Origin of the sequence: Reyranella sp. (assembly GCF_965228225.1) — a bacterium.
Lineage (GTDB): Bacteria > Pseudomonadota > Alphaproteobacteria > Reyranellales > Reyranellaceae > Reyranella.
Genome location: NZ_OZ245801.1, coordinates 5,965,393 through 5,988,356, shown reverse-complemented (window position 1 = coordinate 5,988,356; position 22,964 = coordinate 5,965,393). Strand labels below are relative to the sequence as shown.

The 22,964-nt window shown below is 68.7% G+C and carries 20 protein-coding genes; 6 read left to right on the top strand and 14 right to left on the bottom strand.

The genetic code is table 11. The features are described 5' to 3' along the window. Positions 1–28 precede the first annotated feature (28 nt). Entirely contained in the window at positions 29–1,438 is a 1,410-nt protein-coding gene (locus tag ACO07K_RS29005) for an MATE family efflux transporter (protein WP_422033869.1), read from the top strand. Here ACO07K_RS29005 and ACO07K_RS29000 read toward each other — a convergent pair. Next, on the bottom strand, positions 1,362–2,387 hold the full coding sequence (locus ACO07K_RS29000; RefSeq protein ID WP_422033868.1) for a LysR family transcriptional regulator: 1,026 nt from the start codon (positions 2,385–2,387) through the stop codon (positions 1,362–1,364). The genes ACO07K_RS29005 and ACO07K_RS29000 overlap by 77 nt on opposite strands. Positions 2,388–2,516: 129 nt before the next feature. Between ACO07K_RS29000 and ACO07K_RS28995 the strand changes: the two genes are divergently transcribed. The 3 genes from ACO07K_RS28995 (at position 2,517) to ACO07K_RS28985 (ending at position 7,330) form a co-directional block, all read left to right on the top strand. Beyond that, positions 2,517–3,482 carry a Bug family tripartite tricarboxylate transporter substrate binding protein gene (locus tag ACO07K_RS28995; protein ID WP_422033867.1) on the top strand — a complete coding sequence of 322 codons (966 nt, stop codon included), beginning with the start codon at positions 2,517–2,519 and terminating at the stop codon, positions 3,480–3,482. 67 nt (positions 3,483–3,549) lie between these two features. Beyond that, positions 3,550–5,187, top strand: a complete 1,638-nt coding sequence (locus tag ACO07K_RS28990; RefSeq protein ID WP_422036722.1) for a thiamine pyrophosphate-binding protein — start codon at positions 3,550–3,552, stop codon at positions 5,185–5,187. A 10-nt stretch (positions 5,188–5,197) separates the two neighbouring features. Next, a complete protein-coding gene (locus ACO07K_RS28985) occupies positions 5,198–7,330 on the top strand; it encodes an acetate--CoA ligase family protein (RefSeq protein WP_422033866.1) in 2,133 nt (710 codons plus the stop codon). A 10-nt stretch (positions 7,331–7,340) separates the two neighbouring features. Here the strand turns inward: ACO07K_RS28985 and ACO07K_RS28980 are convergent, their stop codons facing one another. From ACO07K_RS28980 to ACO07K_RS28930, 11 genes are all read right to left on the bottom strand, one after another. Then, positions 7,341–7,796 carry a GNAT family N-acetyltransferase gene (locus ACO07K_RS28980; protein ID WP_422033865.1) on the bottom strand — a complete coding sequence of 152 codons (456 nt, stop codon included), beginning with the start codon at positions 7,794–7,796 and terminating at the stop codon, positions 7,341–7,343. 11 nt (positions 7,797–7,807) lie between these two features. After that, complete coding sequence (locus ACO07K_RS28975; RefSeq protein WP_422033864.1) at positions 7,808–8,281, bottom strand: hypothetical protein; 474 nt, start codon at positions 8,279–8,281, stop codon at positions 7,808–7,810. Then, positions 8,278–10,107, bottom strand: a complete 1,830-nt coding sequence (gene mutL, locus ACO07K_RS28970) for a DNA mismatch repair endonuclease MutL (protein ID WP_422033863.1) — start codon at positions 10,105–10,107, stop codon at positions 8,278–8,280. Before mutL ends, ACO07K_RS28975 begins: the two co-directional genes overlap by 4 nt. Before the next feature lie 12 nt (positions 10,108–10,119). Next, positions 10,120–11,442 (bottom strand): glucose-6-phosphate isomerase, encoded by a 1,323-nt coding sequence (locus ACO07K_RS28965; protein WP_422033862.1) that lies wholly within the window; start codon positions 11,440–11,442, stop codon positions 10,120–10,122. 15 nt (positions 11,443–11,457) lie between these two features. After that, positions 11,458–12,783 (bottom strand): M16 family metallopeptidase, encoded by a 1,326-nt coding sequence (locus tag ACO07K_RS28960; protein ID WP_422033861.1) that lies wholly within the window; start codon positions 12,781–12,783, stop codon positions 11,458–11,460. After that, positions 12,780–14,003 carry a M16 family metallopeptidase gene (locus ACO07K_RS28955; protein WP_422033860.1) on the bottom strand — a complete coding sequence of 408 codons (1,224 nt, stop codon included), beginning with the start codon at positions 14,001–14,003 and terminating at the stop codon, positions 12,780–12,782. The genes ACO07K_RS28960 and ACO07K_RS28955 overlap by 4 nt, the downstream gene beginning before the upstream one ends. A gap of 152 nt (positions 14,004–14,155) precedes the next feature. Continuing rightward, on the bottom strand, positions 14,156–14,740 hold the full coding sequence (locus ACO07K_RS28950) for a DUF3035 domain-containing protein (RefSeq protein ID WP_422033859.1): 585 nt from the start codon (positions 14,738–14,740) through the stop codon (positions 14,156–14,158). 45 nt (positions 14,741–14,785) lie between these two features. Next, on the bottom strand, positions 14,786–15,268 hold the full coding sequence (lspA, locus tag ACO07K_RS28945) for a signal peptidase II (RefSeq protein WP_422033858.1): 483 nt from the start codon (positions 15,266–15,268) through the stop codon (positions 14,786–14,788). Further along, positions 15,265–18,063: an isoleucine--tRNA ligase gene (gene ileS, locus ACO07K_RS28940; protein WP_422036721.1), complete on the bottom strand. Its 2,799-nt coding sequence runs from the start codon at positions 18,061–18,063 to the stop codon at positions 15,265–15,267. Before ileS ends, lspA begins: the two co-directional genes overlap by 4 nt. A gap of 211 nt (positions 18,064–18,274) precedes the next feature. Further along, entirely contained in the window at positions 18,275–19,081 is an 807-nt protein-coding gene (locus ACO07K_RS28935; protein ID WP_422033857.1) for a class I SAM-dependent methyltransferase, read from the bottom strand. A 70-nt stretch (positions 19,082–19,151) separates the two neighbouring features. Beyond that, the gene (locus ACO07K_RS28930) at positions 19,152–19,763 is read right to left on the bottom strand and encodes a hypothetical protein (protein ID WP_422033856.1); all 612 of its coding nucleotides are present in this window, start codon (positions 19,761–19,763) and stop codon (positions 19,152–19,154) included. A gap of 107 nt (positions 19,764–19,870) precedes the next feature. On the opposite strand from ACO07K_RS28930, the gene ACO07K_RS28925 reads away from it, so the two are divergent. Then, positions 19,871–20,497: a TetR/AcrR family transcriptional regulator gene (locus ACO07K_RS28925; RefSeq protein ID WP_422033855.1), complete on the top strand. Its 627-nt coding sequence runs from the start codon at positions 19,871–19,873 to the stop codon at positions 20,495–20,497. Here the strand turns inward: ACO07K_RS28925 and ACO07K_RS28920 are convergent. Then, a complete protein-coding gene (locus tag ACO07K_RS28920; protein WP_422033854.1) occupies positions 20,487–21,413 on the bottom strand; it encodes a bifunctional riboflavin kinase/FAD synthetase in 927 nt (308 codons plus the stop codon). The genes ACO07K_RS28925 and ACO07K_RS28920 overlap by 11 nt on opposite strands. Before the next feature lie 9 nt (positions 21,414–21,422). Continuing rightward, positions 21,423–21,869 carry a MaoC family dehydratase gene (locus ACO07K_RS28915; RefSeq protein WP_422017652.1) on the bottom strand — a complete coding sequence of 149 codons (447 nt, stop codon included), beginning with the start codon at positions 21,867–21,869 and terminating at the stop codon, positions 21,423–21,425. 68 nt (positions 21,870–21,937) lie between these two features. On the opposite strand from ACO07K_RS28915, the gene ACO07K_RS28910 reads away from it, so the two are divergent. Continuing rightward, on the top strand, positions 21,938–22,963 hold the full coding sequence (locus ACO07K_RS28910; RefSeq protein ID WP_422033853.1) for a phosphotransferase family protein: 1,026 nt from the start codon (positions 21,938–21,940) through the stop codon (positions 22,961–22,963). Position 22,964 lies beyond the last annotated feature (1 nt).

Genomic DNA, 22,964 nt, shown 5'->3' with positions numbered 1-22,964 from the left:
TCACGGGGTGCCGGCTATAAGCGCCGGCATGAACGAGGACGCGCAGAGCAGGACGACCGAGCAAGCGAGCGGGCCGACGTGGGCGGAGGAAGCCCGCGCGACCCTGCTGCTCGCCTGGCCGCTCATTCTCACCAATGTCGCGCAGACGCTGATGACGGCGACCGACGTGGTGATGATGGGCTGGCTGGGCCCCGATGCGCTGGCCGCCGGTGCGCTGGGCGCCAATCTCTATTTCGCGACCATGATCTTCGGGCTCGGCCTCACCACGGCGACCGCGCCGATGATCGCGCGCGAACTCGGCCGCAAGGGCCACTCGGTGCGCGACGTGCGCCGCACGGTGCGCCAGGGCATGTGGATGGCGGCCGTCGTCACCGTGCCGATCTGGATCGTGCTGTGGCAGAGCGAGGCGATCCTGCTGGCGATGGGCCAGGAGCCGGCGCTCGCCAAGTCCGCCGCGGACTATGTGCGCGCCCTGCAATGGTCGCTGCTGCCGTTCTTCCTCTTCCTCGTGCTGCGGTCCTTCGTGTCGGCGCTGGAGCGGCCCTTGTGGGCGCTCGCCGCGGGCATCGTCGGCGTGATCGCGAACGCCGGGTTGGCCTGGGTGCTGATCTTCGGTCATTTCGGCTTTCCGCAGCTCGGGCTGGTCGGTGCCGGCTATGCCACGACCTTCGCCGACACGCTGATGTTCGTTCTGCTCGCGGCCGTCATCCTCACCGACCGCAAGTTCCGCCGCTATCACCTGTTCGGCCGCTTCTGGCGCGCGGACTGGCCGCGCTTTCGCGAGCTCTGGCATCTCGGCCTGCCGATCGGCGCGACGTTGGTGTTCGAGGTCGCCGTCTTCAATGGCGCGACGTTCCTGATGGGCCTGATCGGCGCCGCCTCGCTGGCGGCCCACTCGGTCGCCATGCAGCTGGCGTCGCTCTCCTTCATGGTTCCGCTGGGGCTGGCCCAGGCCGCGACCGTGCGGGTCGGCCGCGCCTTCGGGGCGCATGACAGGGAGGGCATCCGACGCGCCGGCTGGACGGCCTACGTCATGGGCGTGGGATTCATGGCGCTGACGGGGCTGGCGATGGTCCTGGCGCCGCGCCCGCTGGTCGGCCTGTTCCTCGATCTCGACGTGCCGGCCAATCTGCCCGTCATCGAGCTGGCGGTGAGCTTCCTCATGGTCGCGGCGCTGTTCCAGGTGGCCGATGGCGGCCAGGCGGTCGCGGCCGGCATGCTGCGCGGCCTGCACGATACGCGCGTGCCCATGGTCTATGCCGGCATCGGCTACTGGGGTATCGGCCTGCTGCTGGGCGTCGGGCTCGCCTTCCAGGGCGGGATGGCCGGCTTCGGCCTGTGGATCGGTCTGGCCACCGGCCTCACCGTCGTGGCGATCCTGCTGCTCGTGCGCTGGCTGCGGCGCGAACGGCTGGGGCTGATGGCGCCCGGCCGCTAGTGCCTGCGCCCGCGCGCCCGCGCTTCTTGTCCGCAGCCACGATCTGGGCGAAATGCGCCCTGATGACCTCCTGGAAGCCCAGCGCCGCCTCCGACATCGGCCGCCCCTTCAGGCGCATCAGGGCGAGTGTGCCGCTGAACTGGCGGGGATCGATGGGCAGAGAGCGGAGCAGCGGATCGTTGGGCAGCGACGTGTTCACGAGGATGGTCACGCCCATCTTGCGGCGCACGAACTGGGCAAGCGCGCTGTAGGTATTGAGGGTGATCGTGTAGTCGAGGCGAAAGCCCGCCTTCGCCGCCGCGCCATCCATGATCCGTCGCATGTTGGAGGCCGGCGGCATCGACACCAGCGGCTCGCCGCGAAGGTCGGAGAGGTGCAGCCGGTCGCGCGCGGCGAAGCGATGATCCTTGTGGAAGACCGCGTGATAGGTGGTCTTGCACAGCTCCTCGATCACCAGATCGTCGTGCGGCTCGGTGGGCGCGCCGATGCCGAAATCGACATGCCCCGACCGGACGAGGCCAATCGAACTGCTCTGGATGCCCTCGTGGACGTTGACGACGACGTTGGGCCGCGAGCGCTTGTAGTTGATGATCAACGCCGCGAGCATGTTGGTCGCGAAGGCCATCGGGCAGGAGATGGAGAGATGGCCACGCGACTGCTGCTTGAGCTCGCGCAGGACGCCAGAGCTGAGTTCCAGATCGTGCAGGATGCGCTCCGCCAGCGGCACGAACTCCACCCCGGCGCTCGTCAGGGTGACGTGCCGGGTCGTGCGTTCGAACAGCGGCGTTCCCAATTCCTCCTCCGCCGACCGGATCATGCGCGAGAGGCCGGGCTGCGACAGTTCCAGTTCCGCAGCGGCGGCGATGAAGCTCGAATAGCGCGCGACAGCCGCCACCGCCCTGAGCTGCCGGACCGAGAGATTGGGGATCGGGGAAGGCGGGCGCTTCATATGCTTCACGAACTTGTAAAATATATATGCGAAAATCGCATCAATTGCTCTTATCAGAAGCTGATTGATAAGAGAAAGGCCCACTCCTAGCGTTGCCTCCGTATTCGGGACGGTTCGGAGGCACGGCGAATGGGCAAGGTACTCGGCGCCATCGGCACCTTTCTCATGGTGCTTCTGACGGGACTCGGCGCCGGGGCGCAGCCCTATCCCGACAAACCGGTCAAGCTCGTGATCCCGTTCGCGCCCGGCGGCAGTGTCGACATCGTCGGCCGCATCCTGGCCCAGGCGCTGGGCGAGGAGCTGAAACAGTCGATCGTCGTCGAGAACCGCGCCGGGGCCGGCGGCAATATCGGCTTCGAGGCCGTCGCCCACGCCAAGCCCGACGGCTACACGCTGCTGATGGCCAGTTCGAACCTGGCGGTGAACGTCAGCCTGTACCGCACGATCGGTTACGATCCGCTGAAGGACTTCGCGCCGATCTCGCTGGTCGCGATTCAGCCCAACGTCCTGATGGTCCATCCCTCGCTGCCGGTGAAGACGGTTCCCGAACTGATCGCCTATGCCAAGGCCAACCCCGGCAAGCTGAACTTCGGCTCGTCCGGCATCGGCGCCTCCCAGCATCTGGCCGGCGAGCTGTTCAAGAGCCGGACCGGCGTCGACATGGTCCATGTCCCCTACAAGGGCGGCGGGCCGGCCATGGCCGATCTGGTGGCCGGCCGCATCCAGCTGATGTTCGAGACGATCCCGAGCTCGATGTCCTACGTCAGGTCGGGCCAGCTTCGCGCCATCGCGGTAACGACCGAGGAGCGTTCCGCTCAGCTGCCCGACGTGCCGACCGTACGGGAAACCGTCACGGGCGTGGTCTCGCGTGGCTGGCTGGGCGTTGCAGCTCCCGCCGGCACGCCGCAGCCGGTCGTCGACAGGCTGAATGGCGCGATCCACAAGGTGATCGCCCTGCCGGAGGTGACGAAGAGGCTGAGCGACCTCGGACTCCAGGTGAAGGTCTCCACGCCGGCGGAATTCTCGAGCTTCATCGCCAGCGAGGTGAAGGATTTTCGCAGGCTGATCACCGACGCGAAGATCCCGGTGGAGTGACATCCGCCGGACGACGCGTCGATCGACAAGAGACAGCAAGAAAAGCAGAGGTAACGCCGTGACTGTGATGGGCTATGAACTGCTGGCGCGTGCGCTCCAGCAGCAGGGTGTCGACACGTTCTTCTTCATCATGGGCGCGCCCATGTCGTCGGCCGAGAAGGCCGCGATCGATCTCGGCATTCGCGGGATCGACGTGCGCCACGAGCAGGCCGCCGCCATGATGGCCCATGCCTATGCCCGCCTGCGCAACCGCCCCGGCGTCTGCATGGCCTGTTCCGGCCCGGGCACGCTGAACTTCGGCACCGGCCTGGCCAACGCGCTGATGGATTGCGTGCCTGTGGTGGCGCTGGGCGGGGCGAGCCCGATCGGCGAGTTCGGTCGCGGCGCCTTCCAGGAATTCGACCAGCTCGCCGCGATGAAGCCGCTGACCAAGTGGGCGGACCGCATCCTCGAGGCGCGGCGCATTCCCGAGATGGTGAACCTCGCCTTCCGCCAGGCCCTCGCGGGCAAGCCCGGCCCGGTCTATCTCGATTGCCCCAGCGACGTGCTCTATGCCGAGATCGACGAGGCCACGGTGGTGTGGCCGCACGAACCGGCCGACGCTTCGCGCGCCCGGCCGGCCGGCGATCCGGCCGCCATCGAGAAGGCGCTCGAACTGCTCTCCAAGGCCGAGCGGCCCGTCGCCATCTCAGGCAGCGGCGTGCTGTGGTCCGACGCGGCCGCGGCCCTGGCGCGCTGGGTCGAGCAGGCCGGCATGCCGCTCTACACCACGCCGCAGGGACGCGGCGTCGTGCCGGAGGACGGCCCGCATACCTTCCCCAACGCGCGCTCGACCGCGCTGCGCGAGGCCGACGTGGTCCTCGTGGTCGGCACGCGGCTGAACTATGTGTTCGGTCACGGCCAGGCCCCGCGCTTCGCCAAGAATGCCCGACTGATCCGCATCGACATCGATGCGGCCGAAATCGCCTCGACGCCGCAGGTCGAGATCGGGATCGTGGGCGACGCCCGCACGGTGCTGGAGCAGATGAGCGCGGCGGCCGGCGAGCGCGTGACGGCTGAGCGCTACGGTACCTGGCGGGAGCGGCTCGCCGCCATCGAGACCGACAAGGCGGCCAAGTTCGAGGCCCAAATCTCGACCGACCAGACCCCGATCCATCCGTTGCGCCTGTGCAAGGAGATCCGCGATTTCCTGCCGCGCGACGCGATCCTCTCCGTCGACGGTCAGGAGATCCTGAACTTCGGTCGCCAGACGATTCCCACCCACGTGTTCGGCCATCGCCTGAACTCGGGCACCTTCGGCACGATGGGCGTGGGCCTGCCGTTCGGCCTCGGCGCCAAGGCTGCCCGGCCCGACGCCTTCGTGATGGTGCTGCATGGCGACGGATCGTTTGGCCTGAACGGCATGGAGCTCGACACCGCGGTGCGCCACAATCTGCCGGTGCTGGTCGTCATCAGCCTCAATGGCGGCTGGACGGCCGACCCCAAGCGCATGAAGCCCGGTCGCGATCTCGGCTACACGCGCTTCCACGACTTCGCCGAGTCGCTTGGCTGCGTCGGCGAATATGTCGAGAAGCCCGACGACATCCGCCCCGCCCTGGAACGTGCGGCGGCGGCGGTCAAGGCCGGCCGGACGGCGCTGGTCAACGTGCGCACCGATGCCGATGCCCAGGCGCAGACCGTGCGCTTCACCAAGACCATGACCTGAGCCAGAGACCATGACCTCCTCGATGGACTTCCTGAAGCCGCGCTCGGTCGCGGTCATCGGCGCCTCGCGCGATCCCGTGAAGCGCGGACACCGCGCGATCAAGACCCTGCTCGGCGACGGCTACAAGGGCCGCATCCTGCCGATCAATCCCAAGGAAAACGAAATCCTGGGCCTCGCCTGCTACCCGGATCTCGCCTCGGCGCCGGGCGAGATCGACCTGGCCCTCGTCTGCACGCCCGCCGCCGCCCTGCCCGACGTGATCCGGCTGTGCGGCCAGCGCGGCGTGTGCGCGGCTCTCGTGCTGGCCGGTGGCTTCAGCGAAGCCGGGCCGGATGGCGCGGCGCTCGAAGCCCGCAGCATGGAGGCCGCCCGCGAAGGTTCCGTGCGCGTGATCGGCCCCAACACCGCCGGCATCTTCGATGCCTATACCGGCTGCAACCTGGTCGGCTGGCCCGGCGTCTATGCCGGCAAGCTGGGGGCGCTCTGCCAGTCGGGCAATGTCGCCATCGCCTTGCTGGCGCAGAGCCACAAGAACGGCCATGCCGGCTTCACCACCTTCGTGGGCGTCGGCAACGAAGGCGACATCCGCTTCCACGAATATCTCCGCTTCTACGGCGACGATCCCAACACCGGCGCGGTCATCGTCTATGTCGAAGGCTTCAAGGACGGCCCGGCCTTCCTCGACGCCCTGCGCGAGGTCTCCGTGCGCAAGCCAGTCGTCCTCTACAAGGCCGGCCGAACCGACAAGGGCGAGGGCGCGGCCCGCTCGCATTCGGGATCGCTGGCCGGCAACTACGCCGTGGCGCGCGCGGCGCTGCGTCAGGCCGGCGCGATCCTCGTGGAGCGCTCGGACGAGATGTTCGCGGTCGCGGACATGGTCTCGCGCACCGCCGGCCGCCCGACCCGTCGCGTGGCCATCCTGTCGGAAGGCGGCGGCCCGATCTCGCAGGCCGTCGACGCCCTGGCCGAGCGTGGCCTCGACCTGCCGGTCCTGTCCGCCGAGACCGAGGCGCGCCTCAAGAAGATCACGCCCAACGCGACCCAACTGAACAACCCGGTCGATGCCGGCGGCGGCACCGACCCGCACCCGCGCTACATGCCGGCCTGCGGCGAGGCGATCCTGGCCGATCCGGCCGTCGATGCGCTGCTGATCGTGGGCTATTTCGGCGGCTATCAGGTCCGATACGGCGCACCGCTCGCCGAGGCCGAGAACGACGCCGCGCTCAAGCTCGCCGCCTTCGCCAGGCAGGCCGGCAAGCCGGTGATCGTGCAATGCCACTATGCCGAGTTCCCGACCGAGGCGATCGACATCCTGCGCGCCGCCGACATCACGGTCGTGCGCTCGATCGAGATCGCCGCAGCATGCCTTGCCGGCGCCGAGGAATTCCATCGCATCGCCACCGCAGCCCGCGAGACGACGCCGCCCCCGGCCGCGCCGCGCGCCAGCGAAGCATCGGCCCGGCTGATCGCCGCCGCCCGCGCGGAAGGCCGCCAGAGTCTGCTCGAACCGGAAGCGCTCGAACTGCTGGCCTCCGAGGGCATCGCGGTGCCGCCCTTTGCCGTGCTGCGCGCACCGGATGACGTGAAGGCCCTGCCGGCAGCTCTCGCCGCGGCGCCGGTGGCGCTCAAGATCGTGTCCAAGGACATCCTGCACAAATCCGACGTCGGCGGTGTGAAGCTCGGCATCGCGGGGCTAGCCGAGATCGAGGCCCAGAGTGCGGCCCTGCGCGCCCATATCGGCAAGACCGTGCCGGCCGCGGACATTGCCGGCGTGCTGGTTGCGCCGATGGCCGCGAAGGGCGTCGAAGTGATCATCGGCGTGACCAACGACCCGCAATTCGGCCGCGTCCTGATGTTCGGCCTCGGCGGCGTCTTCGTCGAGGTGTTGAAGGACGTGGTCTTCCGCACCCTGCCGATCGACCGGCGCGAGGCCGGCCTGATGCTGGACGAGATCCGCGGCAAGGCGCTGCTCGACGGTGTCCGCGGCAGCGCCCCGGTCGATCGCGAAAAGCTGGTCTCCCTGCTCCTCGACGTGTCACGCCTGGCCCTGGCCCACCCCGAGATCAGCGAGATCGACCTCAACCCCGTGATCGTGAACGCCGACGGCTACACCATCGTCGACGCGCGCATGCTGCTGGGCTGAGCCTCGAGCCTCACGGCAGATCGACGTCGTAGCGAACGTAGTCCGTCAGCTTGGCCACGCGGTCGTAGAGGTGGCGCGCGGCTTCGTTGTCGGTCTCGGTGTGCCAGTAGAGCCGGCGCCAGCCAAGCGCACGGCCGCGCTCGACGAGCGCTTCGATGAGCCGGCGCCCGACCCCGGCGCCGCGCGCGGCGGGTTCGACCCACAGGTCCTCGAGATAGCAGACCGTGCGGCTGCTGAATGTGTGGGGGTGCAGCACGAAGTGCGCAAAGGCCAGCAGGTCCCGATCGTCCGCGGCAGCACAGACCAGCGCGCGGACGGGATGGTCGGGGTCCAGGATCCGGCGCCACAGTTCATCGATGTCCGCGTCGGACATCGTCGCGCCGTGATGGATGTAGTTAGCGGTCCACATCCGGCCCCAGGCAGGGCGGTCGGACCGTTCCACGTCGCGCACGACGAGAGCGGGCATTCACGTCGCGACTAACGGGAGAGGCGGGCGGTGCGGCGGCAGCCGCCGTTCTCGGTGACGACCAGCCCGGATGCGTCGCCACGGGCGGTGAGCTGAATGCGGCGGTGTTCGGGGCCCTTCACCGAGGCGAGGCTCAGGAGATTGAACGGCGCGCCCACCTTGGCCACGCCGTGGATCTGCCACAGGCCGGGGCCCGGCGGCGGCGGCGCCGACTTGTTGGGATTGGGCACCGGCCCGCGCGCCGTGGTGTCGTAGGCCGAGCCGTCGACGAAGCCCGATTCGATGGTGAGCAGGTAGTCGAGCGGTGCATTGCACGAGCCGCCGTCGCTGGTGCCGCGCCAGGTGCCGTCGAGCGGTGAGGCCGGCGCGGGCGTCGGCACCGTGCCGGGCGGCGGGGCGGCGGGCGGCGCGGGCGCGCGGGTCTGCGCCGAGGCCCCGGTTGCGGCGAGGCCTGCGATCAGGAGCAGCGCGAGAAATTTCTTCATCGTCTTCCGAACAGCCGCTCGATGTCGGCCAGTTTGAGTTCGACATAGGTCGGACGGCCATGATTGCACTGGCCGGAGTGCGGTGTCGCCTCCATCTGGCGCAGCAGCGCGTTCATTTCCTCGACGGTCAGCCGGCGACCGGCCCGCACCGAGGTATGGCAGGCGAGTGTGCCGCAGACCTCCTCGACCTTCTCCTTGAGCGACAGGTGATCGCCCATCTCCGACAGCTCGTCGGCCAGGTCGCGCACCAGTCCCTGGATGTCGAGTTCGCCCAGCACCGCAGGCGTCTCGCGCACTACCACGGCGCCCAGGCCGAACGGCTCCAGCACCAGGCCCATGTCAGCCAGCTCGGCGGCGCGTTGCGTGAGGCGCCGCGCGCCGTCCTCGCCGATCTCCACGACCTCCGGCAGCAGCAGCGCCTGACGCTTCACGCCTTCGGACTCGAGCTGTGTCTTCAGCCGCTCATGGACCAGCCGCTCATGCGCGGCATGCTGGTCGACGATCACGACGCCCTGATCGGTCTGAGCGACGATGTAGGTCTCGTGCAGCTGCGCGCGCGCCACGCCCAACGGATAATTGCCGGGCGCGATGTTCGCAGGTTGCTCTTCGACCCGCGCCGACAAGCCATCGAGCGGCGCCATGAACTGCATCGCCGCCTCGGCAAGGCCGCGCGGCACCGACGCATAGCCGCCGCCATTGCGGTATCCGCCGCCGCCTCCCCCACCCATCGGCAGCGAAGTCGAGAAACCCGTATGCGGACGGAAGGCCCCGAGCGCGGCATCCGACACGGTCGTGCTGGCGCGATGACCGGCCGCCGACAGCGCGGTGCGCAGCGCGCCGACGATCATGCCGCGCACGATGCCGGCGTCGCGGAAGCGAACCTCGGTCTTGGCCGGATGGACGTTGACGTCGACCATCTCGGTCGGCGCTTCGAGGAACAGCGCCACCATGGGATGGCGGTCGCGCGCCAGGAAATCCTGATAGGCGCCGCGTACCGCACCCGCCAGCAGCTTGTCGCGCACCGGACGGCCGTTGACGAACAGATACTGATGCTGCCCGGTCGGCCGGTTGAGCGTCGGCAGGCCGGCAAAGCCCGTGAGTCGAAAGCCCTCGCGGTTGGCGTCGATCGCCACGGCATTGTCGGCGAACTCGCGGCCCATGATGGCGGCCAGCCGCTCCAGCCGCGCGGCGTCGCCCGACAGCAGCGACGGCTTGGCCGCCGCGAGGTCGATCAGGGCGCGCTCCTCGCTCTCCAGCCGGAAGGCGACTTCGGGATGGGCCATGGCGAGCCGGCGCATCGCATCGGCGACATGGCCCGACTCGGTGCGCGGCTCCTTGAGGAACTTGAGTCGCGCCGGCGTGGCGAAGAACAGCTCGCGGACTTCCACCCTCGTGCCCTGCGGATGCGCGGCGGGTCGCGGCTCGCCCTTGGCGCCGCCGTCGATCTCGAGACTCCAGGCGGTGTCGGCGCCGGCGGGCCGCGAGGTGATGGTGAAGCGGCTGACCGAGGCGATCGAGGGCAAGGCCTCGCCGCGGAAGCCGAGCGTGCGGATGTCGGTCAGGTCGTCGTCCGGCAGCTTCGAGGTGCAGTGCCGCTCGACCGCGAGCCGCAACTCGTCGGCCGACATGCCGACGCCGTCGTCGACCACGGAGAGGAAGGTGCGGCCGCCCTCCTTCAGGATGACCGCGATCCGGCGTGCGCCGGCATCGAGCGCGTTCTCGACCAGCTCCTTCACGGCGCTGGCCGGCCGTTCGACCACCTCGCCGGCGGCGATGCGGTTGACGAGCGTCGAGGGCAGGCGGCGCAGGGTGCGGGTGGCGCTCATGGCGCCGTCATTTTAGGGCCGACGGCCTGTGGAAGATACGCGGTCGGCGAGATACTGGCGGGTCAGGATCTTGCCCTCCTCGACCGCCGGCTGATCGAAAGCGTCGACCCCCAGCAGATGGGCGGCGAACATCGTCTCCAGCATGTAGTGCATCATCAGCGCGCCCATCACCCTTTCGTCGAGTGTGGAGATGCGCATGACGCGCGTCGGACGGCCGTTCTTGGCGAGCGTGGCGGCGGTGGCGTCGGCCTCGGCCAGCAGCAGGTCGCCCAGCGAGCGGTTCTCGAGATAGGACAGGCTCTTGTCGCCGCCGAGCGCGGCCGGCGCGATCGGCGTGCCCTTGCCGGCGGTGTCGAGGATCAGCACCGTGAACATCTTGTCCGCCGGGCCGCCGAGATAGAGCTGCAGCTGGCTGTGCTGGTCGACCGTGCCCATGGCGCGCACCGGCGTCGTGCCGTTGCCGCCCTTGCCCAGGCTCTCGGCCCAGAGCTGGCGATACCAGAAGCCGAAATAGCCCAGCCGGTCGCAATAGGGCATCAGCACGGTGGTGCCGATGCCGTGCTCCCGGGCGAGCCCGACCGAGAGCGCCGCGCCGACGGCCGGCGGCAGGTCACCCGCGTCGCTGGCCTCGAGGACCGGATCGAGCACGCTGGCCGCCCCCTCGCGCACCGCGCCGACATCGAGGCCGGCGATCATGGCCGGCAGCAGGCCGACCAGCGACAGGACGGAGAAGCGCCCGCCCACCCTGGGATCGTGATCGAGGATCGGGCAGCCGATGCGGCCGGCCAGACGGCTGAGCGCATTGTCGCTCGGCTCGGTGATGGCGATCACATGCTCGGCGAGCCTGTCCTTGCCCACCTTGGCCTCGAACTCCGGCAGCAGCGTCAGGAACTGGGTCAGCGTCTCGGCCGTGGTGCCGGACTTGGAGATGACGATCAGGCCGGTTCGGGCGAGCGGCAGGCGGGCCGCCAGTTCGGTGAAGGTCGCGGGATCGACATTGTCCATGAACCAGAGTTTGGGTCGCCCGTTCTGGGGCCCGAATCCCTGATCCTTGAGCGCGACCAGGGTCTGGCCGCCGAGGCTCGACCCGCCGGTGCCCAGCACGATGACATGCTCGAACTTCGCGAAGCGCTCGGCATGCGGCTTGAGCGGCGCCAGGTCGTCCCGCGCGCCCGGGAGGCTGAGCAGCGGCAGGGTGCCGTCGGCCTTCCACTGCCGGAACCTGTCGAGCGCCTTGCTGGCGTTCGCGAGTTCGCGGTCGAGCGCGGCGCGATGCAGACCCTGCTTGCCGACCTTGCTTTCGAGCGCGTCGTCGATCACGTGGCTGTAGAACATCGGGAACGACTCTCCTCAGGGTTCCTGTGTGACGCCGACCGGCTTGCCGACCACTACGGTGGTCAACGCCTCGTCGCGCAGGAGGTGCCGTGCGACCTTGCGGACGTCGTCGGGCGTGACCGCGGCGATCAGCGCCGCGCGTCGCGTCAGGTGATCGGGTGACAGCCCGTCGATCTGCATGGAATGCAGCAGCCCCGCGATCGAGGCCGAGGAATCGAGCGAGAGCGCCAGCGCCCCCGTGAGATAGGTCTTCGCGTCGGTCAGCTCGGCCTCGGTGACGCCGTCGCTGCGCATCCGGCCCATCTCGGCGCGGATCACCTCGAGCGCCTCGGCGATGCGCTCGTTGGCGCTGCCTGTCGACATCACCAGCAGCGCGGCGCGCTTGTAGGTGCGCAGGCCGCTCGACACGCTGTAGGCGAGGCCACGCTTCTCGCGCACCTCGTTGAACAGCCGCGACTGCTGCCCGCCGCCGCCCAGCACGTGGTTCATCACCAGCGCGGCGTACCAGAGCGGATCGTCGCGCTCGATGCCGGGCAGCGCCATCAGCGCCGCGCTCTGCGGCACCGGCCGTTCGACGACCACCACGCGCGGGTTGGTCGGCGGCACCCATTGCGGCGGCAGCGCCGGCGGCGTGCCCGTGGGCAGCAGGCCGAAGGCGCGATCGATCTGGCGCGCGAGTTCGGCCTCGCCGATGTCGCCGACCGCGGAGACGATCAGGCCGTTGCGCAGCAGCAGTTCCGCCGCCCGCTTCTTCAACAGGTCCGGCGTGGCGGCCGCCAGCCCCTCCGGCGTGCCGTCGGGGTCGGCGGCATAGGCATGGCCGGCGAACAGCGTTTCCATCAGCGTCCGGCCCGCCACCGAACCGGGACGCTGGGCGGCCTGGTTGATGCTCGCGATGGTCTGCGCGCGGCGCTGGGCCACCATGTCGGGGGCGAAGCGCGGTTCGGCGAGCGCGAGACGCAGCAGCTCGAAGCCCTCGTCGCGATTGGCCGACAGGACGCGCAGCGAACCGGTCAGCCGGTCGAGCGAAGCGTTGAAACCGAGCGAGGCGGCGGCATCTTCCTGGCGCTGGCGGAAGGCCTGCGCGTCCATCGATCCCGCGCCATCGGTCAGCAGGCCCGCCATGAGATCGGTGATGCCGGCCTGCCCGGCCGGGTCGGTGGCGGTGCCGCCGGAAAACGAAAACGACAGCGACACGATGGGCGTGCTCTTGTCCTCGACCAGCCACGCCTTGATCCCGAGCGGCGTCGTGACTTCCTTGATCTCGATCGCGCCCGCCACGGCCGGCAGCAGGACGAAGAGGCCGGCGAGCGCCGCCGCGAGGGCGCGCAGCGCCTTCATCCGCCCCTCGCCGCGGGGGTCAACAGGGCGGTGACGGCGCCGTCGTCGCGCCAGACATGCCGGGCGGCCGCCAGCACCTCGTCGCGCGTCACGGCGGAAATGCGCTGCGGCCAGGCATCGACATCGGCCACGGTATTGCCGGTGCTGAGCGCCGTGCCGTAGATGCGCGGGCCGCTCGCCAGCGAATCCTGCGAATAGATCGCGGCGGCCAGCAACTGGTTTTGCGCGCGCTCGACTTCCTCGGCCGTGACGCCGCCGTCGAGCAGCTTCTTCATCTCGCCGGTCACCGCCTCATCGACTTCCTCGATGCTGCGCGACTTCGCGGGATGCACGCCGATGTCGAACGAGGTGAGGCCGAGGCTCGACGCGCCGTAGGACGCCCAGGCCGAGAGACCGATCCTGCGTTCCTCGACCAGAACCCGCGACAGGCGGCTGGTCTCGCTGCCGCCGAACAGGCGGGCCAGCACCTGGAGCGCATAGGCATACTTCGTCTCGCCGACGCGGTAGGACGGCGCCAGCCACAGCCGCGACCAGCGTGGCTCGGCGACGCGAGCATCGGCGCGCACCACCTTCTGCGGCAGGTCGGTGCCGCCCTTCGAGGGCCGGTCACGCGGCCCGATCTCGCGGCGAGCGATCGGCCCGTAATACCGTTCGCCCAGTTCGCGCACTCTTTCCGTCGTAGTGTCGCCCGCCACGATCAGGATCGCATTGTTGGGCCCATAGTGGCGGCGATAGAAGCTTGCCAGGTCCTCGACGCCGAGGTTCCGGATGTCGTCGGGGTAGCCGATGACCGGCATGGCATAGGGTTTGTGCAGTCCGTAGAGCCGCTCGCGCACCGCCTCGTCGAGCAACGATGCCGGCACGTTGTCGGTGCGCATGCGGCGTTCCTCGAGGATGACCTGCCGCTCCGGCACGATCTCGCGCTCGGTGAGGCGCACGTTGGTCATGCGGTCGGCTTCCATGCGCATCACCAGCTCGAGCTGTTCGGCGGCAATGGTCTGGTGGTAGCCGGTGGAATCGAAGGTCGTGTAGGCGTTGTCGCGACCGCCGTTGCGCGAGACGATGCGCGAGAATTCGCCGGCCGGCACCTGATCGGTGCCCTTGAACATCATGTGCTCGAGGAAATGGGCGGCGCCGGTATGGCCGAACGTCTCGTCGGCGCTGCCGACCTTGTAGACGACGACCTGGGTCACGATGGGCGCGCGCCGCGACGGCAGCACGATGACCTGGAGCCCGTTGGCCAGGGTGAAGGTCTCGGCATTGCGCCGGCCGACGGCAAACAGCTTGGCGAGTGCCGGGCCGGACGGCGCGAGGGCCGCGCCCGCGAGCAGGCCGCCGAGGAGTGCACGGCGGCCAGGGAGCGGCCGGGAACTCAGAAGATGCCTTCGAGCAGGCCGCGCTTGCGACGGGTGATGGTGGCCGTCGGGCCGGCGGCCGGCTGTCCGGAGGCCTGGGCATCGCGGATGCGCTGCTGCTCCTTGGCCGGATCGACCAGCACGCCAGACGGCGGCGAATCCTGCCAGAAAATCAGACCGTCGATGAACGACTTGTCGCTCTCGGCCAAGGTCTTGGTGTCGGTATTGACCTGTCCGCGGATGTTGGGGTCGATGCCGCCTTTGCCGGCGCGGGCGACCAGCGACTGCTCGGCGCTGCTGCCAGACCGCGGCGCATCCGGCCCGGCATTGACCCGCGCCTGGGTGCGGCCGGCCAATGCGGGCGACAGCGCCTCCTTGGCCTGATCGGCGGGCGTGACTTCCTGCGGACGCGGCTCACCCGGCCGTGGCGGCCGCAGCTCCGCATTGGGCGGCATGGTCAGCGGCGAATGCGAGACGATCTTGAACTCGTCGGGCGACGATTTCTTTCCGCCCCCGATATTCGAGAACGCCGAGCAGCCCCCGAGCGCGAGGGTGCCGCAGGCCAGGATAGCCAATGGGAGCGGGAGGAGAGTCGATTTCATCATCCGTCCTTGGTCGTAAACTTTTGTCCGCCGATCATGGCCGCTTCAGGGCGCCGGTTTCTTTTCGCCCTGCAGCGAGTCGATCAGCATGAGGCCGACACCGACCACGATGGCCGCATCCGCGACATTGAATGCGGGCCAATGCCAATGTCCTATGTGGAAATCGGCGAAATCGAACACCGCCCCCCAACGGGCGCGGTCGATAACATTGCCGATGGCTCCCCCCATGACAAGGCCGATGCCCCATCCGGTAAGGGGGCGGTCGGTTCGCCGCAGCCACAGGAAGAGCCCGATGCAGACGGCGATCGCCACGCCCGAGAGCACCCAGGGCGGCAAAGCCTGATCGCCCCCCAGAAGGCCGAAGCTCACGCCGCGGTTCCAGACGATGACCAGCCGGAAGAATCCGTCGATCACCGTCACGATGGCGCCGGCCTTCAGCAGGAACCCGAGCAGGAGCTGCTTGGAGACCTGGTCGGCCACCAGGGTGACGACGAGCAGGGCCATCGCCTGGTGGTCGATCCTCCTCATGCAGACACCGCCTCCTCGCAGCGCAGGCAGAGCAGCGGATGGGCCGGCGACTTGCCGACTTCCTCCAGCACCTGCCAGCAGCGCGCGCACTTGGTGCCTTCCGCCAGCGCCGGCACCACCGCGACCCCCGGGACGTCCGGAAGGGTGAAGGCACCGGCCGGCGCTTCGCCCGACACCAGGGTCCCGCCCGAGGTGATGCAGTAGTCGCGCAGGTCGAGACCCTCGAAGGCCTTCAGATAGTCCGCCGTGGCATAGACGACGGGGGCGGCCTGCAGGCTCGAGCCGATGCGCTTCTCGGCGCGCTCGAGTTCGAGGGCGCCGGTCACGACGCGTCGCAGCGCCCGCACGGCCTTCCACTTCTCGCCCAGCGAGGCATCGAGCCAGGCCGACGGGATGATCGGATACAGGCGCAGGTGGACGCTCTCGACCTTGCCGTCCGGCATGTCACCCGGCCGCGCCAGCCAGGCTTCCTCGGCCGTGAAGCAGGTGATGGGCGCCAGCCACGCCGTCAGGAACGAGAAGAGTTCGGCCATCACGGTGCGCGCCGCGCGCCGGCGCGGCGTGTCGGCGGCGTCGCAGTAGATCGAGTCCTTGCGGATGTCGAAATAGAAGGCCGAGAGATCGACGGCGCAGAAATTGTGCAGCTCGGTCGCGATCGTATGGAAGTCGTAATCGTCGACTGCGCGACGCATCACCCCGTCCAGCTCGGCCAGGCGATGCAGCACCCAGCGCTCCAGCTCGGGCATCTCGGCGAACGCCATCGTCTCGTCGGACGAGTAACCTTCGAGACTGCCCAGCAGATAGCGCAGCGTGTTGCGCAGGCGGCGATAGGCTTCCGCCTGGTGCTTCAGGATCTCCGGCCCGATGCGCTGGTCCTCGGTGTAGTCGGTCCCGACCACCCAGAGGCGCAGGATGTCCGCGCCATACTGGTCGCAGACCGTCTGGGGCGCCGTGATGTTGCCCAGCGACTTCGACATCTTGCGGCCCTGCTCGTCGAGCGTGAAGCCGTGCGTCAGCACGCCGTCATAGGGCGCGCGGCCGCGCGTGCCGCAGCTCTCGAGCAGCGAGGAATGGAACCAGCCGCGGTGCTGGTCGGAGCCTTCGAGATAGAGGTCGGCCGGCCACTTCAGCCGATCGTTGCCTTCGAGCGTGAAGGCGTGCGTGCAGCCGGAGTCGAACCAGACGTCGAGGATGTCGGTCACCTGCTCGAACTCGGCGGGGTCGTACTTGTTGCCGAGGAAGCGCTCGGGCGGGCTCTCGAACCAGGCATCCGCGCCCTCGGCGCGGAAGGCCTCGACGATGCGCGCCATCACCTGCGCGTCGCGCAGCGGCTCGCCGGTCTTCTTGTCGACGAACACCGCGATCGGCACGCCCCAGGCGCGCTGGCGCGAGACGTTCCAGTCGGGACGCGTCTCGATCATCGAGCGCAGGCGGTTGTAGCCGGCGCGCGGCACGAAGCGCGTCGCATCGATCGCCGCCAGCGCCTTCTCGCGCAAGGTGCCGCCGATCTCGGGGATCGTCCGGTCCATGGAGATGAACCATTGCGGCGCGTTGCGGAAGATGACCGGCGCCTTGGACCGCCAGGAATGGGGATAGGAATGCGTGATGCGGCCTGCGGCCAGCAGCTTGCCCGCCTCATCGAGCAGGGCGATCGCGGTGCGGTTGGCGTCGCCCTTCTTGCCCTCCTGCGTGTAGACGCGCTTGCCCGCGAACAGCGGCACGTGCGGATAGTAGGTGCCATCCTCGGCGACCGTGTCCGGGACCTCGACGCCGTTGGCGATGCCCAGCTCGTAGTCGTCGGCGCCATGGCCCGGGGCGATGTGCACGAAGCCGGTACCGGCATCGGCGGTCACGAACCCGCCCGGCAGCAGGCGCACGTCGAATTCATAGCCCTGCCCGCGGAACGGATGGGCGGCGATCAGGCCTTCGAGGTCATCCCCCGAAACCTCATCCACGATCTTCGGCGTGAACTTCGCCTCGCTGGCGACCGCATCGACGAGATCGCGCGCCAGCACCAACCGCTCGCCGACCTTCGCCTTGCTGCCTTCGGCGACGGCAACGACTTCGACCAGCGCGTAGGCGATGTCCTGGCCGTAGGCCAGCGCGCGGTTGCCCGGCATGGTCCAGGGCGTGGTCGTCCAGATCACGATCGAGGCGCCGTCGAGCTTGCCGCCCTTCGAGTGCATGACCGGGAAGCGCACGTGGATCGTGTCCGACGTGTGGTCGTGATACTCGATCTCCGCCTCGGCCAGCGCGGTCTTCTCGACCACCGACCAGAGCACCGCCTTCGAGCCCTTGTAGAGGCCGCCGTTCAGCAGGAATTTGCCCAGCTCCTCGACGATCACCGCCTCCGAGCCGTACTTCATCGTCGAGTAGTAATTGTCCCAGTCGCCGTCGACGCCGAGGCGCTTGAACTCCTCGCGCTGCACGGTGATCCAGTGATCGGCGAAGGCGCGACATTCGCGCCGGAACTCGACGATCGGGACCTGGTCCTTGTCCTGCTTCTTGGCGCGATACTGCTCCTCGATCTTCCACTCGATCGGGAGCCCGTGGCAGTCCCAGCCCGGCACGTAATGGCTGTCCTTGCCCATCATCTGCTGGGTGCGGCTGACGAGGTCCTTCAGGATCTTGTTGAGCGCGTGGCCGATATGCAGGTTGCCGTTGGCGTAGGGAGGGCCGTCGTGCAGCACGAACTTCGGCCGGCCCCGGCTCTCCTTGCGGATACGCTCCCACAGCTTCATGTCGGCCCAGCGCTTCAAGAGCTCCGGCTCCTTCTTCGGCAGGCCGGCGCGCATGGGGAAGTCGGTCTTGGGTAGGAAAACGCTGGATTTATAATCAGTTGTCACAAGAAACTCGGCGCAGGAGGGAGCAAATTCCAGCCACCCGTCGGGCGGCCGCTGGCAGGCAAGACGACCCGGCCGCGGTCAGCGGACCGGGCGGGTAATTCGCTCCTGGAAAGCCCTGGTGGACATAGGGCGCGCAATCTAGGGATGGGGGTCCGGGGGGTCAAGGAGCGCAAGCCGGCCCTCGCGGGCGCCTGACCCGCACGATCAGCGCCTGCGGCACGACGCGCGTGTCGGCGACCACCGGCTGGGCCGCCGCCAGTTCCGCGCTGGCGCAAGGCTCGACCATGCGTTCCAGGACGAAACCGGCTCCGACGAGAGCATCGACCCACTGCGACAGGGTGCGGTGGAAACGCGGCACCTCGAAAAGCGGGCTGGCGGCCTTCTCCGCCGCGGGAGCACTTCCAAAGCCCCATCGCTCGAGTTCGCCGTGCCGGCCGTTGAAATAGTCCGCGACCTCGACCGCCCTCGTCTCGCCCCTGGCATCGCGCAGCACCTTGCGGTGCGGTGGCGAGAAGCAGGGATGCAGGATGGAGAATTGCAGGAAGCCGCCCGGCCGGAGGACGCGCCATGCCTCCGCCAGCACGCCGTCAATGTCGGGCATGTCCATCAGCGACATGAAGGCGGTGACGAAGTCGAAGCTCGAAGCGGCAAAAGGCAACGACGTGCCGTCTGCCACGGCATAGGAGATGCCGAGCGGCTCGGCGGATTCGGCCGCCTGCGCATGGCGGATGAAAGTCGGCGCGATGTCGATGCCGTCCATGCGCGCGCCCCGCCCCGCGAGATGCCGCGTGTTGGCCCCCTCGCCACATCCCAGGTCGAGGCCGCGCCGGCCGTCGACGGGCGGCAGCATGTCGAGGAAGGTCGGCGAGTTGAGCGCGTCGCGGTAGATGTCGTAGCCGGCGCGCACGTGGCGCGTCCATGTCTCGGCGTTGCGCTCCCAGAACGCTCCCGCTTCGGATGCCTTCATCCGCCTTCTCCCGTCAGGTGACGGGCTTCAATACCTCACGAGCGACCGCCCGTCTGCGTTTCCAGTATCGTCAGGCCGGGCGCGGCAGCAATCTCGTCCGCCGCCGCGCTACAATCCTCAACGCGAGAAGGACCAGCATCAGAACGACCGGCAGGGCATAGAGCGGGCTCTGACCGATCCGCTTGCCGTTGGTCACGATGAACGACATCCAGAGATAATAGCCGCCCAGCCAATGCAGCATCCGCCACGCCGCCGGTCCCACCCAGGCGGCCGTCCGGTCGAACGAGGTCGCCGCCATCGCGACGATGAAGGCATAGGCGATGCCGCCGCTCACCAGCGTCCCCGGCATCGCATGTTCGTGGAACCCCTGCGGGTCCATCCGGGCGAAGGCCAGGATCGCCGCCGCGTGGATCGTGTGCGAGACGGCGAAGGCGAGGCCGAGTTGCCGGCGGTTGCGGCGTTGCCAGCGAGTCAGCGCAGAGGACCACAGCGTCAGCATCGCCTGCGCGCCGAAGGCCAGGGCGAACAGGACCAGCGAGGTACGCGCGGTGATCCGGATCACCATCCTCACGCCCGTGACCTCGTAAGCGTGGCCCGCGAGGCAGAGACCGGAAATCGCCAACAGGATCAGGGCCAACAGGCCGAGCAAGTTCCAACCTTCGAGCAACCGGGTCTTCGTCATGCATCCCTCCGCAATGTAAGCCTTGCTTACTTTACGGTCCTGACATCGGTCAATGCAGTGTACGCACTGCTTACATTCACGTGCCCATGATGCTAGCCTTGGCCCTGATGGCCAAACGTCCCGTTGCCAAAGCGAAGAAGAAGCCGAGCCGCAGCTATCACCATGGCACGCTGCGCGCGGCGTTGATCGAAGCGACGCTGCGGCTGGTCGAGGAGGGTGGGCCGGAGGCGGTTACCGTGCGCGAAGCGGCACGACGCGCCGGAGTCTCATCAGGCGCGCCGTTCCGCCACTTCCCCAACCGTACCGTGCTCATGACGGCCGTGGCCGAGGAGGCGACGCACCGGCTGCATGCGGCAGTCCTGGCGGCGGTCGAACCGCTTGCCGACCAGCCGCCCCTCGTCCAGCTCAGGGCGATCGGCCGCGCCTATCTCCAATGGGCGTCCGACAATCCGACCCACTTCGCCGTCGTCTCCAACCGCGGCCTGATCGACTATGAGAGCTCGCCGTCGATGCAGCGCGAGAACGAGGACATCCAGGCGCTGATGGGCCGCCTGCTCGATGCGGCAGGCGCACCGGCCGGCGCCAAGCTCGCCGCACGCGCCCTCGTCTACGGACTGGCGCGCATGCGCGTCGACGGCCACCTGCCGCAATGGGGCGTCGCGTCTTCGCAAGAAGCCCTCGCGGCGATGGACGCCGCGCTCGATCTCTTTCTCGAAGGTCTGCTCAGGCCGTGAGGATCGCGCGCGCGCGCTCCCCGTCGGCCGCGATCTGCGCCTTGAGCTGGTCGAGGCCGGAGAACTTCATCTCTGCGCGAATGAAGTCGATCAGCGCGACCCGCAGAATCTTGCCGTAGAGGTCGCCCGCGAAGTCGAACAGGTGGACCTCGAAATTCTCCTGCAGCTTGCCGAAGGTCGGGCGCTTGCCGAGGTTGGCGACACCGTTGCGCCATTCGCCGTCGACCAGGGCGCGGACCGCATAGACGCCGAAGCGCGGGCGCAGATGTTCGCCCAGGGCAACGTTGGCGGTCGGAAACCCAATGGTTCGGCCGCGCTGGTCGCCCAGCTCGACCTGGCCCTCGATCTCCCATTGATGGCCCAGCAATCCAGCGGCCTCGCGCGCCCAGCCGTGCCGCAGCGATTCGCGGATGCGGGTCGAGGAATAGATCTCGCCTTCGTGCGTCACCGGATCGAGCACCGAGACCTCGAAGCCGCGCCCCTTGCCTTCGGCCCGCAGCATCTCGACGTTGCCGCTGCGCCGGGCGCCGAAGGTGAAGTCGTAGCCGCAGACGACATGGCGCGCGCGCAGCCCCTGTACGAGGACGTCCCCGATGAACGCGGCCGCCGGAAGGGCCGCGAACGCCGCATCGAAGTGCTGGGCCAGCACCGCCTTCACACCATGCTCGGCGAGCAACCGCGTCTTGGCCGGCGGGAGCGTCAGCCGGAACGGTCCCGTGTCGGGCACGAAGAAGCCGCGCGGATGCGGCTCGAAGGTGAAGGCGAGCAGCGGCGCGCCGAGTTCCGCGGCCTTGTCCCGCGCATGCTCGAGCAGGGCCTGATGGCCACAATGCACGCCGTCGAAATTGCCGAGCGCCACCACACCGCCCGTCCACTCGGGAGGTACCGAACGCCAGTCGTCGAACACCGGAACCATGCGATCCGCTCAGGCCGCGTCGCGCCGCGGCACCAGCACGACGGCTTCGCCGTCGATCACCACCTTGTCGCCGTTCAGGCACTGGGTCTTCAGCGTCACGCGGCGGCGCTTGTCGTCGATGGCGGTGATGGTGGCCACGGCCGTGATCGTCTCGCCGACCAGGACCGGCGCCATGAAGTTCATGGTCTGGGAAATGTAGACCGCGCCCGGTCCCGGCAGCTTGGTGCCGATCACGGTCGAGATGAAGCTGCCGCTCAGCATGCCGTGTGCGATCCGCTGACCGAAACGCGTGGTGCGGGCGAAGCCATCGTGCAGGTGGATCGGGTTGGTATCGCCGGACACGCCGGCGAAGGCCACGATGTCGGCGTCGGTGACGGTCTTGCCGAACATCGCCGACATGCCGGGCTTGAGGTCTTCCAGGAACAGGCCGTTCATCGCGGCGAAGGCACTCGACACTTTGCTGATCTCCCCTGTTGGCGCGGTCCTCTTACCATGCGGCGGAGCCTGTGCCACAGTGCCGGTAAATGAACGTTCACACGTCGACTGAAGCAGAAACCGTCGCCCGCATCCTCGGCGAGGCAGCGCGCCGCCATTTCGGCGGCCCCGCCTCCATCGAAGCCCTGTCCCGCCAGTCCGGCGGCGCCTCGCGCCAGACCTGGAGCTTCGATGCCGTCGTGAGCGGCGAGCGCCACGCGCTGATCCTGCGCCGCGACCCGCCGGCCCAGGGAAAGACCGAGCGAGAACGCTCCGTCACCATCGATCGCGCGACCGAATTCCGCGTGCTGCGCGCGGCCCATGCGGCCGGTGTGCGGGCGCCCGAGCCGTTGTTCGAACTCACGCCGCGGGACGGGTTGGGCGAGGCCTATGTGATGCGCCGGGTCGGCGGCATCGCCATTGCCCGCAAGCTGCTGCGCGATGCGCCCTATGAGACGGCGCGTGGACGGATCGCGGGCCAGCTCGGCGAGATCCTGGCCCGCATCCATGCGACCGATACCGGCACCCTGCCGCCCCTCCCCCGCCGCGAGGCCGCCGACCATATCGCCGAGCTCCGCCGCTCGCTCGATGCGTTGGGGCAACCCCAGCCGGTATTCGAACTGGCCCTTACCTGGCTCGACCGACGCAAGCCCGCGCCGCTCGAGCGGCCTGTGCTGGTGCATGGCGACTACCGCACCGGCAACTATCTGGTCGACGAGACCGGCGTGACCACGATCCTCGACTGGGAGCTCGCCCATCTCGGCGACCCGGTGGAGGATCTCGGCTGGCTGTGCGTGAAGAGCTGGCGCTTCGGCGCGATCGACAGGCCGGCCGGCGGCTTCGGCAGTCGCGAGGAATTGTGGGCCGCCTACGAGCGCGCCGGCGGCGGCACGGTCGATCCGGTTCGCGCGCATTGGTGGGAAGTCTTCGGCACCGTGCACTGGGGCATCATCTGCCTCAACCAGGCCTGGAAGCATCTCTCCGGCTCGATCAAGTCGATGGAGCATGCCTCGATCGGCCGCCGCGCCGTCGAGACCGAAGTCGACCTGTTGCAACTCTTGAAGCAGGGAGCCTGAT

Excerpts from the sequence above, each read along its gene's own strand:
- mutL (WP_422033863.1), bottom strand. The coding sequence starts at position 10,107 with ATGAGCGCCACCCGCACCCTGCGCCGCCTGCCCTCGACGCTCGTCAAC.
- ACO07K_RS28990 (WP_422036722.1), top strand. The coding sequence starts at position 3,550 with ATGGGCTATGAACTGCTGGCGCGTGCGCTCCAGCAGCAGGGTGTCGAC.
- lspA (WP_422033858.1), bottom strand. The coding sequence starts at position 15,268 with ATGAGGAGGATCGACCACCAGGCGATGGCCCTGCTCGTCGTCACCCTG.
- ACO07K_RS28930 (WP_422033856.1), bottom strand. The coding sequence starts at position 19,763 with ATGACGAAGACCCGGTTGCTCGAAGGTTGGAACTTGCTCGGCCTGTTG.
- ACO07K_RS28965 (WP_422033862.1), bottom strand. The coding sequence starts at position 11,442 with ATGTTCTACAGCCACGTGATCGACGACGCGCTCGAAAGCAAGGTCGGC.
- ACO07K_RS29000 (WP_422033868.1), bottom strand. The coding sequence starts at position 2,387 with ATGAAGCGCCCGCCTTCCCCGATCCCCAATCTCTCGGTCCGGCAGCTC.
- ACO07K_RS28985 (WP_422033866.1), top strand. The coding sequence starts at position 5,198 with ATGACCTCCTCGATGGACTTCCTGAAGCCGCGCTCGGTCGCGGTCATC.
- ACO07K_RS28920 (WP_422033854.1), bottom strand. The coding sequence starts at position 21,413 with ATGGTTCCGGTGTTCGACGACTGGCGTTCGGTACCTCCCGAGTGGACG.
- ACO07K_RS28925 (WP_422033855.1), top strand. The coding sequence starts at position 19,871 with ATGGCCAAACGTCCCGTTGCCAAAGCGAAGAAGAAGCCGAGCCGCAGC.
- ACO07K_RS28975 (WP_422033864.1), bottom strand. The coding sequence starts at position 8,281 with ATGAAGAAATTTCTCGCGCTGCTCCTGATCGCAGGCCTCGCCGCAACC.
- ileS (WP_422036721.1), bottom strand. The coding sequence starts at position 18,063 with ATGCGCGCCGGCCTGCCGAAGAAGGAGCCGGAGCTCTTGAAGCGCTGG.
- ACO07K_RS28950 (WP_422033859.1), bottom strand. The coding sequence starts at position 14,740 with ATGAAATCGACTCTCCTCCCGCTCCCATTGGCTATCCTGGCCTGCGGC.
- ACO07K_RS28935 (WP_422033857.1), bottom strand. The coding sequence starts at position 19,081 with ATGAAGGCATCCGAAGCGGGAGCGTTCTGGGAGCGCAACGCCGAGACA.
- ACO07K_RS29005 (WP_422033869.1), top strand. The coding sequence starts at position 29 with ATGAACGAGGACGCGCAGAGCAGGACGACCGAGCAAGCGAGCGGGCCG.
- ACO07K_RS28980 (WP_422033865.1), bottom strand. The coding sequence starts at position 7,796 with ATGCCCGCTCTCGTCGTGCGCGACGTGGAACGGTCCGACCGCCCTGCC.
- ACO07K_RS28960 (WP_422033861.1), bottom strand. The coding sequence starts at position 12,783 with ATGAAGGCGCTGCGCGCCCTCGCGGCGGCGCTCGCCGGCCTCTTCGTC.
- ACO07K_RS28910 (WP_422033853.1), top strand. The coding sequence starts at position 21,938 with ATGAACGTTCACACGTCGACTGAAGCAGAAACCGTCGCCCGCATCCTC.
- ACO07K_RS28995 (WP_422033867.1), top strand. The coding sequence starts at position 2,517 with ATGGGCAAGGTACTCGGCGCCATCGGCACCTTTCTCATGGTGCTTCTG.